Below are 13,859 nucleotides of genomic sequence, written 5' to 3'. Positions count from 1 at the left end.
TGTTCAGAGAGGCTGCGGTCTGTGGGGAATCCCTGCAGACTGCAGCTTTTTTGTCTTGCAATCAAATACAGGGATTGCTATAGTGAAAAGCAGAAAGAGTATTTTTAATACCTAAAAAACAGCGGGAGGAGAAGGAAATGCTGAAGAGTCAGGAAATGCGGAAACTTGCACCGGAGATGGATCCGCTCCGGATTGGAACAGGATGGAAAAAAGAGGATCTTGAAAAACCGCAGATTATGGTGGAGAGTACGTACGGGGACAGCCACCCGGGAAGCGGCCACTTAAATCTGCTGGTCGAGGAAGTGCGGAAAGGCGTTGCGGAAGCGGGGGGCTTCGGGGCGCGGTATTTCTGCACCGACATCTGTGACGGCGAGAGCCAGGGAACGGACGGCATCAACTACAGTCTTGCGAGCCGCGAGATGATCGCCAATATGATCGAGATCCACGCGAATGCGACACCGTTTGACGGCGGCGTCTATCTGTCGAGCTGCGACAAGGGTATGCCGGGCAATCTGATCGGCCTTGCGCGTGTCGATATTCCGGCGGTTGTTGTGCCGGGCGGAACGATGAATGCGGGACCGGAGATGCTGACACTGGAGCAGCTTGGCATGTACAGCGCAAAATTTGAGCGCGGTGAGATCGACGAGGAGAAGCTCGACTGGGCGAAATGCAATGCCTGCCCGAGCTGCGGTGCCTGTTCGTTTATCGGAACGGCATCCACGATGCAGATCATGGCGGAGGCACTCGGCCTCGCCCTGCCTGGAAGCGCTCTGATGCCGGCGACAAGCCCGGATCTTCTGGCATATGCACGGGAGGCAGGCCGCCAGGCGGTAAAACTGGCACAGATGGAGCATATGCGGCCAAGCGATCTTGTGACGAAAGAGAGTTTTGAGAATGCGATTCTTGTCCACGCGGCAATTTCGGGAAGCACAAACTGCCTGCTGCACATCCCGGCCATTGCGCATGAGTTGGGCATCGAGATCACCGGCGACACATTCGATCGTCTGCACCGCAATGCGCGGTATCTGCTCGATGTCCGCCCGGCAGGAAGATGGCCGGCAGAGTGCTTCTATTATGCGGGCGGCGTTCCGGCGATTATGGAAGAAATCAAAGATCATCTGCATCTCAATGTGATGACAGTGACTGGAAAGACGCTCGGAGAAAATCTGGCGGAGCTTCGTGAAAATGGATTTTATGAGAAGTGCAGCGGATGGCTCGCAAAATTTAATGAGCGGTATGGAACTTCGATTACAAAAGAAGATATTATCCGCCCGTATGACAAGGCGATCGGAACGGACGGCAGCATCGCTGTTCTGCGCGGAAACCTTGCGCCGGAGGGAGCCGTCATCAAGCACACGGCCTGCCCGAAAGAAATGTTCCACGCCGTCCTCCGTGCCCGACCGTTCGACAGCGAGGAGGAGTGCCTCGATGCCGTGCTGAAACATAAGGTTCAGAAAGGCGACGCCGTCTTCATCCGCTACGAAGGCCCGAAAGGCAGCGGTATGCCGGAGATGTTCTATACTTCCGAGGCAATCAGCAGCGACAAAGAGCTTGGAAAGAGCATCGCGCTTATCACCGACGGCCGTTTCTCCGGCGCCTCCACCGGCCCGGTCATCGGCCACTGCAGTCCCGAAGCTGTAGACGGCGGCCCGATCGCACTCGTCGAGGAAGGGGATTTGATTGAGATTGATGTGAAGGAACGAAAACTTAACATCATCGGAATCGCAGGAGAACGCAAGTCCATGGAAGAAATTGATGCGATCTTAAAAGAACGCCGCCGGAACTGGAAACCGCGCGAGCCGAAATACAAAAAAGGCGTACTCCGTCTTTTCAGCCTCCACGCAGCAAGCCCGATGAAAGGGGCGTATCTGGAATACTAAAAATACTTGCGTTTTTCTGGGATGGTCTTTAGAAGTTAAGGCAGAGCAAAAAATGGAGGAAGGAGCAACAGAAAAACAAGTGAAAGAAAATACCTAAAAAACAAACTGTTCCTGTATAATGTTGCATCTCTTCAGAAAATGGTCGGAAGTCCAGATTCTGTCCAGAAGAATGTGGTGCTGGAGAACAATTCGCTGTCGGCGGAGCAGATTACCGGTGTGGAAAACCGAAAGAGCAAGGCAGGCGAAGCCGTTCTTCCGGTACTGCGCAGTGTTTCGCTGTTTCTTCTCGGGCTGCTTGGCGTGCTTCTGATTCTGCTGACGCTGCTTGTGATTGCGGCGGAGGCGGCGCGGATCATCTGCCTTGGACCGGCGGCAAAGAAACAGCAGAAGGAGCGGCCGGGCAGGCGGATCCGGAGAACGGAAGCAAGAATTTACCAGTATCTTTGTCTGTGGGGCATAGATGCCGGTCTTGGCTGGGAAACAGCAGCAACCGATGCAGAACTCGCCCGCAGATTTCCGGCGGTCGAACCAGGCGAATATACGCGTGTCTGCCATCTGATCGAGAAACATATCTACGGCGAGAGTCTGCTGTCTCCTTATGAGGAACGTACGCTGAACCATTTTCTGGAAAAGCTGATGGAGCCGGTACCGGGCTGCAGCTGGAAAATGCGGCTGAAGCTGCGCTATGCGTGTCTGCGCCGTGTGAATACGAAGAAAAAGAAGAGAAAGCACAGCGCTTTCCAGCAAAAATAAGGGTTAGGAAAACAAATGAAAAGAGGGATTTTACGATGAAATATGTAACATTTAATATTCGCTGTGATTTTGGCCAGGATGGAGCCAATAATTTTATCTACCGCAGACCGCTGATTCTGGAAAAAATCAGACAGGAAAAGCCGGATATCATCGGTTTTCAGGAGGTACTGCCGCATGTGGCTGCCTGGCTGAAGGAAAATCTGACGGAATATTACATTGCCGGATGTGGAAGAGAAAAGGATCTGACCGGTGAGGCAATGATCATTGCCTATCGGAAAGAACGTTTTCAGAGTGTGAGCCTGGAAACCTTCTGGCTGTCACCGACACCGTACGTGCCGGGATCCCGCTATCCGGTACAGAGTATGTGCCCGCGTACTGCGACGGATGTGGTATTTGAGGATATGGAGACCGGAAAAGTGTTCCGCGTCATCAACACCCATCTGGATCACGAGTGCGCCGGGGCGAGAAAGCTTGGCCTGGAGCAGATTCTCGCACATCTGAGAGCAGAGAAAGCATTTGCCGATGTGCCGGTGATTCTTAGCGGCGACTTCAATGCCGAGCCGGACAGCGAAGAGATGAAACCGCTGAGGGAAACTGCCGGTCTTGTGAATGCGACGGAAGGAATCGGCATTACCTTCCACAACTATCATCGCGATGATCCGAACGATCCGCAGTGCTCGATTGACTACATCATTCTCAAAGGGGACTGGGAACTGAAAAAGGTGGAAAAATGGACGGAGCAGAAGGACGGTGTGTGCCTTTCTGATCATTATCCGATCTGTGCGGAACTTATTTAAAATATAGATGCAAGAGGCGGCCGCCGGGAGAAAAAATCTTCTGGCGGCGTTTTTTTACGATAGTTATAGGAAAAACTTATAACAAGTCAAAGAAAAAAGGGAATATACAAACGCCGCATTTTCTGTTATGATAGGTTACGTTACAAAACCTATCAGATTAGTATAGAAAGAAAAATTACGAAATAACAGGAGATTATTCATATGGCAAGAGGAATTGACACAAAATGTATCCATTTAGAAGAGGACGAGGGACAGTGTAGCCACTACGGCGCACTCAGCTACCCGATTTATCAGACCGCAACGTATGCGCATCCGGGCGTAGGACAGAGCACCGGATTTGATTACAGCAGACTGCAGAATCCGACCAGAGAGCATCTGGAGAAGATGGTGGCTGCACTGGAAAACGGAATTGATGCGTTTGCATTAAGCTCTGGCATGGCAGCGATCTCACTTCTGATGGAGCTGTTCCGCCCGGGAGACCACATCATTGCGGATTCCGATTTGTACGGCGGAAGCATTCGTCTGTTCCACCATGTGAACGAGAAAAACGGCATCGAATTTTCCGGCATCGACTGCTGCCGTGATGACGTGGAAAGCTATGTGAAAGAAAATACAAAAGCCATCTACATCGAAACTCCGACGAACCCGATGATGAACGTAACCGACATCCGAAAGATGGCGGATATTGCAAAACGCCACAACCTGATTCTGATTGTGGACAACACCTTTATGTCCCCGTATTTTCAGAATCCGCTCGATCTCGGTGCGGACGTTGTGATTCACAGCGGCACGAAATACCTGAGTGGCCACAACGATACACTGGCAGGCTTTATCGTGACGAACCGCGAAGATATTCAGGAAAAACTGCGTTTCCTGATCAAGACAACAGGTGCAGGCCTTGCTCCGTTTGACTGCTGGCTGGTACTGCGCGGCATGAAGACGCTTGGCATCCGCATGGAACGCTCCCAGGAGAATGCAAAACAGATTGCCGCATGGCTGCAGCAGCAGAAAGCAGTCACAAGAGTGATTTATCCGGGACTGCCGGATCACCCGGGCCATGAGATTATGAAAAAACAGGCAAGAGGCTTCGGTGCCATGCTGACAATCCAGCTCGAGAGCAAAGAGTTTGCCCTTGCCATTCTGGAAAAGGTAAGAATGATCCGTTTCGCAGAGAGCCTCGGCGGCGTGGAGACACTCGTTACGTATCCGACGACGCAGACACATGCCGATGTGCCGAAGGAAATCCGTGAGCGGAACGGAATTACGGAGAGCACCCTTCGCTTTTCCGTCGGAATTGAAAATATCGAGGACCTGGTCGGTGAGCTTGAGAAGGTTTTTGCAGAAATTGAGGAAGAGAAAAATGACGGAAAGAAATCTTGATTTTGACAGAATCATCAACCGAAAAAATACAGACTGTTTAAAATATGACTTCGCAGTAAAACGCGGTATGCCAGCCGACGTGCTGCCGCTGTGGGTGGCGGACATGGATTTTGAGACATCCTCCTACATCGAGGATGCGCTGGTAGAGCGTGCGAAAATGGGCATTTACGGCTACAGCGATGCGCAGACTCCGTATTTTGAGGCCGTTGCGGGATGGATGAAACGCCATCACAACTGGGAGCCGAAAGAAGAATGGCTGATCAAAACGCCAGGCGTTGTATTTGCACTTGCGATGGCAGTCAAAGCTTACACCGCGCCTGGGGATGCCGTGCTGATCCAGTCACCGGTTTACTATCCGTTTTCGGAAGTCATTGCGGATAACGGCAGAAGAGTTGTCAGCAGCACGCTGGTGCTCGGCGATGATAACCGCTATCACATGGATGTGGCGGATTTCGAGGAGAAGCTGAAAGCTGAAAACGTGAAGCTCTTTTTCCTCTGCAATCCGCACAACCCGGTCGGAAGAGTCTGGACGAAAGAGGAGCTGACGGCGATCGGCGATCTCTGCGTGCAGTATGGCGTGACCGTTGTAAGTGATGAGATCCATGGAGATTTCATTTTTAAAGGCGAGCATCAGGTGTTTACTGCGATCAAAAAAGAGTACGAGGACATCACGATCACCTGCACCGCGCCGAGTAAGACATTCAATCTGGCAAGTATGATGATGTCAAACATCTTTATCGCCAACCCGGAACTCCGTGCGAAATTCCGGAAACAGCTCGATGCAGCCGGAACGAGCCAGCTTGGTGTGATGGGTCTGGTGGCATGCGAGACGGCATATAATAAGGGCGAGGAGTGGTATGAGGCAATGCTTTCCTATGTGAAGGCAAATGCAGAATTTACAAGGCAGTATGTGGAGGAGCAGATTCCGGGCGTGAAGATGATCGACCTGGAGGGAACATATCTCGTATGGCTCGATTTCCGCGAGACGGGGCTTTCTGTCGACGAACTGGAAGACCTGATCATCAACAAGGCGAAGCTGTGGCTCGACAGCGGCAAGATCTTCGGAGACTGCGGTCGCGGCTTCCAGCGGATCAACATCGCCTGCCCGCGCGCAACCCTGACCGAGGCACTGGAGCGGATTCGGGATGCGATGAAAAGCAGATAAAGCCACACCGATGAGATGCGTAGCATTTTGGAAGTTGGCTCTGAACAGTGACGAAAACATGTTGAAAAGGCGCAGCTTACGGAACATCTTTTTGGGAGATATGATTTTTTTTGTGTCTCCGGTAGAGAAAGAAGAAAGCTGCGCCTCCGCATATCAAAACGAGTACTTTCACCGGAATCTGATATACCGGATACACAGAGGTATAAATGCAATGATATTCTGGCGAAGAAACTTCGCTTTCCTCAGCAGGGCTCGGGCTCCAGGAAAAAGATGCCAGAATTCGAAAATATTTTTTATCAGAAGAAAACTGGCTATAAGGAAGATAAAAATCTGGGTTTCCAGGCGTTGTGATTTTCCGTTCCAGCGTCCAGGGTTCTTCCGTGCTGTTCCGAGTCCACAATTCTGCTTTTTCTAATTCAAAAAGATACATCAGTGGATCTGTCTCCAGACGGATAAAGTCTTCTTTCGCAGTTCTTACCTGGGTTATATTTTGAAAATCGAAAACTGTCTGATATAACAAAGAACGATCTGATTTTTCCTGATAGGTGAGTACATTTGCGGCATACAGATCTTGGAAACTTTTTGTCTTTTCAGATCGTTTAAAAAAATAGAAATCGATAGGTTTGGAAGAAGTTTTTCGATACTCGTTTTCTAAACTGGATTCTATTGGCGAAGCATTTTCTGGTACGTTTTCTTTTAAAAAAGAGCACAATACCGTATCGTCATTTTCGAATGCAGTGTCTGCTTTGACTGGAACAGAAAAACAGAATAACAGGGTGAAAAATAAAAATTTGATTTTTTTCATAATGAGTTACCTCTTATTTATGGCTTTATTCAGTTGATGCCGGATTTAAAAGTTTTTTTGAATGGTTGTTCTGTACTTTTTGTTCCTGCAATTCCTAAAACATTCATAATCTGCCCGTTTTTCTACGAGTAATGGCGACTTGCTCATGATTTTACTTAAATTACTTGAAAATACCTTAAACACAATTTGCCTATCAGAGAAATTTGTGCTTCTGGATAGGCAAATTGTTACTTTGAAAGAGTAATTAGAAATTAAATGTATTTGTATGTGGTGAATGAAAGTTTAATAACTTAGGTTCATTGTTTTATATGCAGTATAGGCTGTTCCTGATGGAGAGTAGCTAATTCCACCACCGTTGTAGGAAAAAGAGATACTGTAGCCGGTTTTCTGGGGATTATATAAGTATCCCATTACAATTCTTTTATCACTGCTATTACCTGCAGTAGCGTGACAGTATGTAACACCTTTAAGCTTCATGGCATAGTCGGGTGTTCCTAGTTGACTCCCTGAAAATTCAGCACCAGATAATTGCTGATTATTTGCAGTAAGAGTTCCACCGACTTTCCAATCGTTCATAGTATTATCTTTGTACCATAATTTTCCACCATATTCATACGGTCTCATAGCAGCGCCTAATTGAAAAGAAAAACTGTCTTTTCCGCGAGGTTGTTTATTAGAAGTAAACTCGTATGTTGGATAGATATAAATGGTTGATGCATTTTTAAAAGCTGATGCAGTAAAGGAAATACCGGTTAAAGTTTCGCTACTGAGTATCGATATTTGATTTTCGATATTTGAATTAATATATTCAAAATGTTTACCTCCACTTTTTAAGTCATCCACAATGAACTGCATGACGTCATCATCCAGCTTTTCTATTTCCTTTTGTGGCATTCCGGTTTTTAATAGATATGCTTTGTTAGATAGAACAACATTATTATCTGCCTTTACATTGCAAATTACCATATTTAAGGACAGAATACAACAAATAAAAAATGCAAGACATGTTTTTAATTTTTTCATGATGAGTGGTCTCCTTTCATAAGTATTGTTGGATGGTTTTAGTTTTTTATTTATCCTTAGATTAGTGCACTATCTGAAAAGTAAATTCGTTCGTTAATATGGATGATAAAATAGAAAATTAATAAAAATGATTGTAATTATTATATAAATATATGAAAAATAAATCAATAGTCAAAAAACATATAAATAAATATATGAATTTGTAAAAAACAACGATTTTGTAAAAAGAATGTAATTTTAGAGAGATATATACGTATAAAAAAATAAAACGTGATTTTAATTTGCAGTGATATGGATTCTATGATATAGTGTGGTAAAGTGATGCTGTGAAAAAAAACAAAACCCCGTCGGCAAACAAGGCGGGCAGCGCAGGAAAGGGGATTATAACAATGTATATTACATGCCTGGACGTAGAAGGAGTACTGGTACCGGAGATCTGGATCGCGTTTGCAGAGGCAAGCGGAATCCCGGAACTCAAAAAAACGACACGCGACGAACCGGATTACGATAAACTGATGAGATGGAGACTTGGAATCTTAAAAGAGCACGGCCTGGGACTGAAAGAAATTCAGGCTACGATTGAAAAAATTGATCCGCTGCCGGGTGCAAGAGAGTTCCTTGACGAGCTGCGCACCTTCTCCCAGGTGATCCTGATCAGCGACACCTTCACGGAGTTTGCCGCGCCGCTGATGAAAAAACTGGGCTATCCGACGCTGTTCTGCAACTCTCTGGAAGTCGCAGACGACGGCGAGATCACAGGATTTAAGATGAGAGTTGAGCAGTCGAAGCTTACGACTGTAAAAGCACTGCAGTCCATCGGATTTGAGACGATCGCAAGCGGTGATTCCTACAACGACCTTGGCATGATTCAGGCAAGCAAAGCAGGCTTTCTGTTCCGCTCGACCGATAAAATCAAAGCCGACTATCCGCAGATTCCGGCGTATGAGACGTATGAGGAGCTGCTTGGCGCGATCAAAAAGGCAATGGATGAGAAGTAAACAAAAAAGGTGATTTCCGGCCGGAGGCTGCGACGAACGGTCAGGAAAACAGAAATATGGGGGTTTTATTACATGAGAAGAAGAATTCAGGTAGAAGCAGAAAAACCACAATTCTGCGTTACAACAGGAATTACATTTGCACAGGCGGATGCCTGGTTTGGAAACACGGTGCAGGATTTGAAGCTGGATTTGATTTACCCGCGGGATAACACCAGAAAATATCCGTGTGTGGTATGGATTTGCGGAGGGGCCTGGATCCAGATGGACCGCTCGGCACATCTTGCCTATCTGTCCGTACTGGCACATCAGGGATTCGTTGTTGCATCGGTAGAATACCGCACAAGCAATGAGGCAAAATTTCCGGCACCGCTGCAGGATGTGAAAGCAGGAATCCGTTATCTGCGTGCACATGCCGATCGCTTCAACATTGATCCGGACCGCATCGGTGTGATGGGAGAGTCTGCGGGCGGTTATCTGACCTGCATGGCAGCGCTTGCGACAGATCCCGTTTATGATGTGGGAGAAAATCTGGAATATTCCAGTGCCGTACAGGCCGCCTGCCCGTGGTACCCGCCGACCGATTTCCGCGGATTCCCGTACAGTGATCCGGAGCAGTGTGCGGCATCTCCGGAATCCCTTCTGATGGGCAAAAACGTGATGCGCCATCCGGAAGAAGCCCTCGCATGCTGTCCGGTCAGCTTCGTGACAAAAGCCGCACCGCCGTTTCTGATCATCCACGGAGAGGATGACCATACTGTTCCGTTCGGACAGGGAGAGGAACTGCACGACGAACTGGAAAAAGCGGGATGTGACGTCACACTGCTTTCGATCGAGGATGCCGACCACGCAGATCTCCATTTCTTCCAGAAGGAAGTGTGGGACGAAATCTGTGCGTTCTTCCGCGCAAAACTGTAAAAGAAGCAAAAGCAGAGTGAAAGTCCAGGAGATTTTCGCTCTGTTTTTTGATTGTTTGGGAGAATCTGTGGTGCAGCATTTTTTGCAGGATAAAGTCTACCCATCGGAGTTCTTTCCGTGTATAATGAATACAGGAAAGATCACAATGTGAACAGGAAGGAGGCCGCCATGGGAAGATTTTTAAATCCGGGAAATGAAGCATTTTCGGAAGTCATTCATTCAGAAATCTATGTAGATAAAACACCGCTTCTGGAATATACCAACAGAGTGATCAGTACTACATCAAAATTTATCTGCAGCAGCCGTCCGAGGCGTTTCGGAAAGTCGATCACAGCGGAGATGCTGTCGGCATATTACAGCAAAGGAAGTGATTCCAGAGAACTGTTTGCGGACTATGCGATTCATAAGGCGGAGTCCTTTGAAAAACATCTGAACCAGTATGATGTGATTCATTTTGATGTCCAGTGGTGCATGATGGATGCCGGAAATGCGGATTGCGTTGTGGAATATATCAATAACGGAATTCTGCAGGAACTGAAGGAAAAATACGGAGAACTGATTCCGGATACTGTGAAGACGGTTTATGGGGCGATGTCCTATATTAAGGCTGCTGCGGGAAACAAATTTGTTGTCATCATCGATGAATGGGATGTACTGATCCGAGATGAAGCGCAGAACCATAAAGTGCAGGAAGAATATATTGATTTTTTAAGAGGCATGTTCAAAGGATCGGAACCGTCAAAATATATTGCACTGGCGTATCTGACAGGAATTCTGCCGATCAAGAAATTAAAGACACAGTCCGCCCTCAACAATTTCGAAGAATTCACCATGCTGGATGCAGGAAGAATGGCACCGTATGTTGGCTTTACAGAAGCGGAAGTGCATGATTTATGCGACCGGTACGGACAGAACTATGAACAGGTGAAATCATGGTATGATGGATATTCTCTGGAAGGGTATCAGGTATATAATCCCAAAGCCGTTGTCAGCCTGATGCTGAACGGAAAATATAAAAGCTACTGGTCCAATACCGGCAGCTATGAAGCAATCGTGCCACTGATTAACATGAATTTCGACGGACTGCGGGCAGTTATCATAGAAATGATGTCGGGGGCCGCCGTGGATGTGGATGTGACGTCTTTCCAGAATGATACTGTAAGCTTTGCCAACCGGGATGATATACTGACGTATCTGATCCATCTCGGATATCTGGCTTACGATCAGGACAGGCAGCAGGTTTTTATTCCGAATGAGGAAATCAGACATGAACTAAACAATGCGGTGAAACGCAACAAATGGAATGAAATGATTACTTTTCAGAAGGAATCCACAGATCTGCTGGATGCAACCCTGGATATGGATGAAAAAGCGGTAGCGGATGGCGTAGAGCGAATTCATCAGGAGTACAGTTCGGTGATCCAATATAATGATGAAAATTCCCTGAGCAGCGTGCTTACGATAGCATATTTAAGCTCCATGCAGTATTATTTCAAACCCGTAAGAGAGCTGCCGGCTGGGCGTGGTTTTGCAGATTTTGTTTATCTTCCGAAACCGGAATACAGAACAAGTTATCCGGCGCTGCTGGTAGAACTTAAGTGGAACAAAAGCACAGATACAGCTATGGAACAGATCCGGGACAAAAAATATCCGGATTCTATTCTGGAATACACAGGAGATCTTCTTCTTGTGGGGATCAACTATAATAAAAAGACGAAAGAACATGAATGCAGGATTGAAAAGATAAAAAAATAGAAAACAAAATGCAGAGAAGAAAAACGTCATACTATGGATGAGGGATTCATGGTATGACGTTTTTGCAAACATTTGAGTCGATCCGAAACAGGAATGAACGATTAGATTTTAGGAATTTTTTTCAAAAAAGTCCTTGATCGGTAGCAACTCCCGGGTGATAAACTAAAGCTACAAAGACAGGGAAATAACAAAATATCACACATCAAAATAAAACAGGGAGGTTATGATGATGAATTTTACATTAAGCAATCAGGTGCAGATCCCGGCAGTGGGAATCGGAACTTTTATGATGACACCGGATCAGGCAGAGCAGGCGGTTGTGGACGCATTAGCATGCGGATACCGCATGATTGATACTGCACAGGCTTATATGAACGAGCGTGCAGTTGGGCGCGGAGTTAAAAGATCCGGGGTGGCAAGAGAGGACATTTTCATCTCGACCAAAATATGGGCGAGCCAGTATCTGACAGAAGGAACGGTAGAAAAGAGCCTGGAACTGCTTGGAACCGACTACATCGATCTGATGTTTATCCATCAGCCGGCAGGCGACTTTATGGCAGGCTACCGCAAACTGGAAAAAGCGTACAAAGAGGGCAAAATCAAAGCTATCGGTATTTCCAATTTCCAGGGTGAAAAGTTGAAAAAACTGCTGGAAGAGTGCGAAATCAAACCGCATGTGATCCAGATGGAAGCGCATCCGTATTACCGCGATGAGGAGACTATTTCCGCACTTGCTCCGTGCGGCTGCCGTGTGATGGCATGGTATCCGTTGGGACACGGTGATCATGCACTGCTTGAGGAGCCGATTGTCAAAGAACTTGCGGAAAAATATGAAAAGAGCACCGCGCAGGTGATCTTAAGATGGCACACCCAGGTTGGAAATATCGTCATCCCGGGTTCTACGAATCCGGAGCACATCAAGGCAAACCTCGATATCTTCGGTTTCGAACTGACCGACGAAGAGATGAAGAAAATGGAAGGCCTGAATAAAAACGTGCGTTACTATTACCCGGATGAGGAAAAACTGGCAGCATATGTGAATATGAAGATCGATTTGGACAGCCAGAAATAAAATAAATACGGCCTGCCAAAGATGGAAGAACATGTGTTTACTGCATTTATTTGATAAGAAAGGGAAACAAAAATGGAATATAAAGTATTGACAAATGGTATAAAAATGCCGATGGAGGGTTTTGGGGTTTTTCAGGTAAGAGATAAAGAAGAGTGCAAAGAATCTGTATTAAATGCCATCCGGGCGGGCTATCGTCTGATCGACACGGCGGCTTCTTATACAAATGAAGATGCCGTTGGGGAAGCCGTCCGTGAGGCGATTGCAGAAGGAATCTGCACCCGCAAAGAACTGTTCATCACATCCAAGATGTGGGTTCAGGATATGCAGAATTATGAAATGGCAAAGAAAGCCATCGATCATTCGATTGAGACGCTTGGCGTGGAATATCTTGATCTTTATTTGCTGCACCAGGCAATGAAAGATTATTTCAGTGCATGGCGTGCTATGGAGGATGCATACAAAGAAGGAAAGTTAAGAGCCATCGGTGTTTCCAATTTTTATCCTCATGTGCTGGCCAACTTCTGCGAAACAGTAGCAATCCGTCCTATGGTAAATCAGATTGAAATGCACCCGTACTTCACGCAGGAGCCGGCGTTAAAAGTTATGGAAGAGTATCAGATTGTGCCGGAGGCATGGGCACCGCTCGGTGGAGGCCGTCACAATCCGTTTGAAAACGAGATGGTAAAAGAAATCGCTGACGTACACGGAAAGACCGTAGGACAGATTGTTCTGCGCTGGAATGTACAGCGCGGCGTTGTGGTCATTCCGAAATCGGTTCACAAGACGAGAATCGAAGAGAATTTTCAGATCTGGGATTTTACACTGACCGAAGAGGAAATGCAGAGAATCAGCTCACTGGATCTCGGCTATCAGGGAACTGCGGTAAAACATTTTGATCCGGAATTTGTTAAAATGTGTAATACCAGAAAAATCCACGAATAAAACAGGGCGGTTCGTTTTCCGACTGCGGTAAGATCGTTTCCGCACAGGCAGACGTTGCGTTCCTGGACCCTTTGGGTCAGAAATAAAAGTCAAAAATAAGAAAAGCCAGAAACGCTGTGCATCGTTTGCTTCTGGCTTTTTTTGCTTGATAAAAAACGTTTCACGTACGAAACACCTGTACCGATATCTTCGTCACATATTCTTTCACAGACGCCGTTGCCAGTTCGTCGATCACTGCTTCTTTGTAGGAATACTGGCCCGTCGAAAAATGGTTCTGGTCGATCCAGTCGAAGAGGGTTTTGTAGGTGTCTTTTGAAAACGGCGCGTCGCATTCTCGTTACTTTAGCCTGCAAATAAAAAGTCAATACTAAAAT

At 46.8% G+C, this 13,859-nt stretch carries 13 protein-coding genes; 10 read left to right on the top strand and 3 right to left on the bottom strand.

The features are described from left to right. Window positions 1–137: 137 nt before the first annotated feature. From ilvD to DW743_RS17155, 5 genes are all read left to right on the top strand, one after another. The gene (gene ilvD / locus DW743_RS17175) at window positions 138–1,880 is read left to right on the top strand and encodes a dihydroxy-acid dehydratase (RefSeq protein ID WP_117762216.1); all 1,743 of its coding nucleotides are present in this window, start codon (window positions 138–140) and stop codon (window positions 1,878–1,880) included. Window positions 1,881–2,054: 174 nt separating this feature from the next. Further along, the gene (locus DW743_RS17170) at window positions 2,055–2,633 is read left to right on the top strand and encodes a hypothetical protein (RefSeq protein ID WP_147345122.1); all 579 of its coding nucleotides are present in this window, start codon (window positions 2,055–2,057) and stop codon (window positions 2,631–2,633) included. Window positions 2,634–2,668: 35 nt separating this feature from the next. Further along, entirely contained in the window at window positions 2,669–3,430 is a 762-nt protein-coding gene (locus tag DW743_RS17165; RefSeq protein WP_117762218.1) for an endonuclease/exonuclease/phosphatase family protein, read from the top strand. Window positions 3,431–3,631: 201 nt separating this feature from the next. Continuing rightward, window positions 3,632–4,810 carry a trans-sulfuration enzyme family protein gene (locus DW743_RS17160; RefSeq protein WP_117762219.1) on the top strand — a complete coding sequence of 393 codons (1,179 nt, stop codon included), beginning with the start codon at window positions 3,632–3,634 and terminating at the stop codon, window positions 4,808–4,810. Next, on the top strand, window positions 4,791–5,975 hold the full coding sequence (locus DW743_RS17155) for a MalY/PatB family protein (protein ID WP_117762220.1): 1,185 nt from the start codon (window positions 4,791–4,793) through the stop codon (window positions 5,973–5,975). Before DW743_RS17160 ends, DW743_RS17155 begins: the two co-directional genes overlap by 20 nt. Window positions 5,976–6,051: 76 nt before the next feature. On the opposite strand, the gene DW743_RS17150 is transcribed toward DW743_RS17155, so the two are convergent. Continuing rightward, window positions 6,052–6,780 carry a hypothetical protein gene (locus DW743_RS17150; protein ID WP_022462534.1) on the bottom strand — a complete coding sequence of 243 codons (729 nt, stop codon included), beginning with the start codon at window positions 6,778–6,780 and terminating at the stop codon, window positions 6,052–6,054. 282 nt (window positions 6,781–7,062) lie between these two features. Continuing rightward, window positions 7,063–7,803 carry a hypothetical protein gene (locus tag DW743_RS17145; RefSeq protein ID WP_022462533.1) on the bottom strand — a complete coding sequence of 247 codons (741 nt, stop codon included), beginning with the start codon at window positions 7,801–7,803 and terminating at the stop codon, window positions 7,063–7,065. Between the two features lie 389 nt (window positions 7,804–8,192). Between DW743_RS17145 and thrH the strand changes: the two genes are divergently transcribed. From thrH to DW743_RS17120, 5 genes are all read left to right on the top strand, one after another. Beyond that, entirely contained in the window at window positions 8,193–8,801 is a 609-nt protein-coding gene (thrH, locus tag DW743_RS17140; protein ID WP_055227856.1) for a bifunctional phosphoserine phosphatase/homoserine phosphotransferase ThrH, read from the top strand. Window positions 8,802–8,873: 72 nt separating this feature from the next. Then, window positions 8,874–9,716, top strand: a complete 843-nt coding sequence (locus tag DW743_RS17135) for an alpha/beta hydrolase (RefSeq protein ID WP_117762221.1) — start codon at window positions 8,874–8,876, stop codon at window positions 9,714–9,716. A 168-nt stretch (window positions 9,717–9,884) separates the two neighbouring features. Continuing rightward, the gene (locus tag DW743_RS17130; RefSeq protein ID WP_117762222.1) at window positions 9,885–11,471 is read left to right on the top strand and encodes an AAA family ATPase; all 1,587 of its coding nucleotides are present in this window, start codon (window positions 9,885–9,887) and stop codon (window positions 11,469–11,471) included. 229 nt (window positions 11,472–11,700) lie between these two features. After that, complete coding sequence (locus tag DW743_RS17125; RefSeq protein ID WP_330410169.1) at window positions 11,701–12,543, top strand: aldo/keto reductase; 843 nt, start codon at window positions 11,701–11,703, stop codon at window positions 12,541–12,543. Between the two features lie 72 nt (window positions 12,544–12,615). Next, a complete protein-coding gene (locus DW743_RS17120; protein ID WP_117762223.1) occupies window positions 12,616–13,485 on the top strand; it encodes an aldo/keto reductase in 870 nt (289 codons plus the stop codon). Window positions 13,486–13,574: 89 nt separating this feature from the next. On the opposite strand, the gene DW743_RS18210 is transcribed toward DW743_RS17120, so the two are convergent. Then, a partial coding sequence (locus tag DW743_RS18210; protein WP_207665919.1) for a hypothetical protein occupies window positions 13,575–13,859 on the bottom strand: 285 nt, incomplete at its 5' end.

It is taken from the genome of Blautia sp. AM28-27, assembly GCF_003480905.1.
Lineage (GTDB): Bacteria > Bacillota > Clostridia > Lachnospirales > Lachnospiraceae > Fusicatenibacter > Fusicatenibacter saccharivorans.
This window is presented reverse-complemented; position numbering and strand designations above follow the sequence as displayed.

Coding starts and splice junctions, on each gene's coding strand:
- DW743_RS17135 (WP_117762221.1), top strand. CDS start 8,874: ATGAGAAGAAGAATTCAGGTAGAAGCAGAAAAACCACAATTCTGCGTT.
- DW743_RS17125 (WP_330410169.1), top strand. CDS start 11,701: ATGAATTTTACATTAAGCAATCAGGTGCAGATCCCGGCAGTGGGAATC.
- DW743_RS17160 (WP_117762219.1), top strand. CDS start 3,632: ATGGCAAGAGGAATTGACACAAAATGTATCCATTTAGAAGAGGACGAG.
- DW743_RS17155 (WP_117762220.1), top strand. CDS start 4,791: ATGACGGAAAGAAATCTTGATTTTGACAGAATCATCAACCGAAAAAAT.
- DW743_RS17165 (WP_117762218.1), top strand. CDS start 2,669: ATGAAATATGTAACATTTAATATTCGCTGTGATTTTGGCCAGGATGGA.
- DW743_RS17130 (WP_117762222.1), top strand. CDS start 9,885: ATGGGAAGATTTTTAAATCCGGGAAATGAAGCATTTTCGGAAGTCATT.
- DW743_RS17145 (WP_022462533.1), bottom strand. CDS start 7,803: ATGAAAAAATTAAAAACATGTCTTGCATTTTTTATTTGTTGTATTCTG.
- DW743_RS17120 (WP_117762223.1), top strand. CDS start 12,616: ATGGAATATAAAGTATTGACAAATGGTATAAAAATGCCGATGGAGGGT.
- DW743_RS17150 (WP_022462534.1), bottom strand. CDS start 6,780: ATGAAAAAAATCAAATTTTTATTTTTCACCCTGTTATTCTGTTTTTCT.
- thrH (WP_055227856.1), top strand. CDS start 8,193: ATGTATATTACATGCCTGGACGTAGAAGGAGTACTGGTACCGGAGATC.
- ilvD (WP_117762216.1), top strand. CDS start 138: ATGCTGAAGAGTCAGGAAATGCGGAAACTTGCACCGGAGATGGATCCG.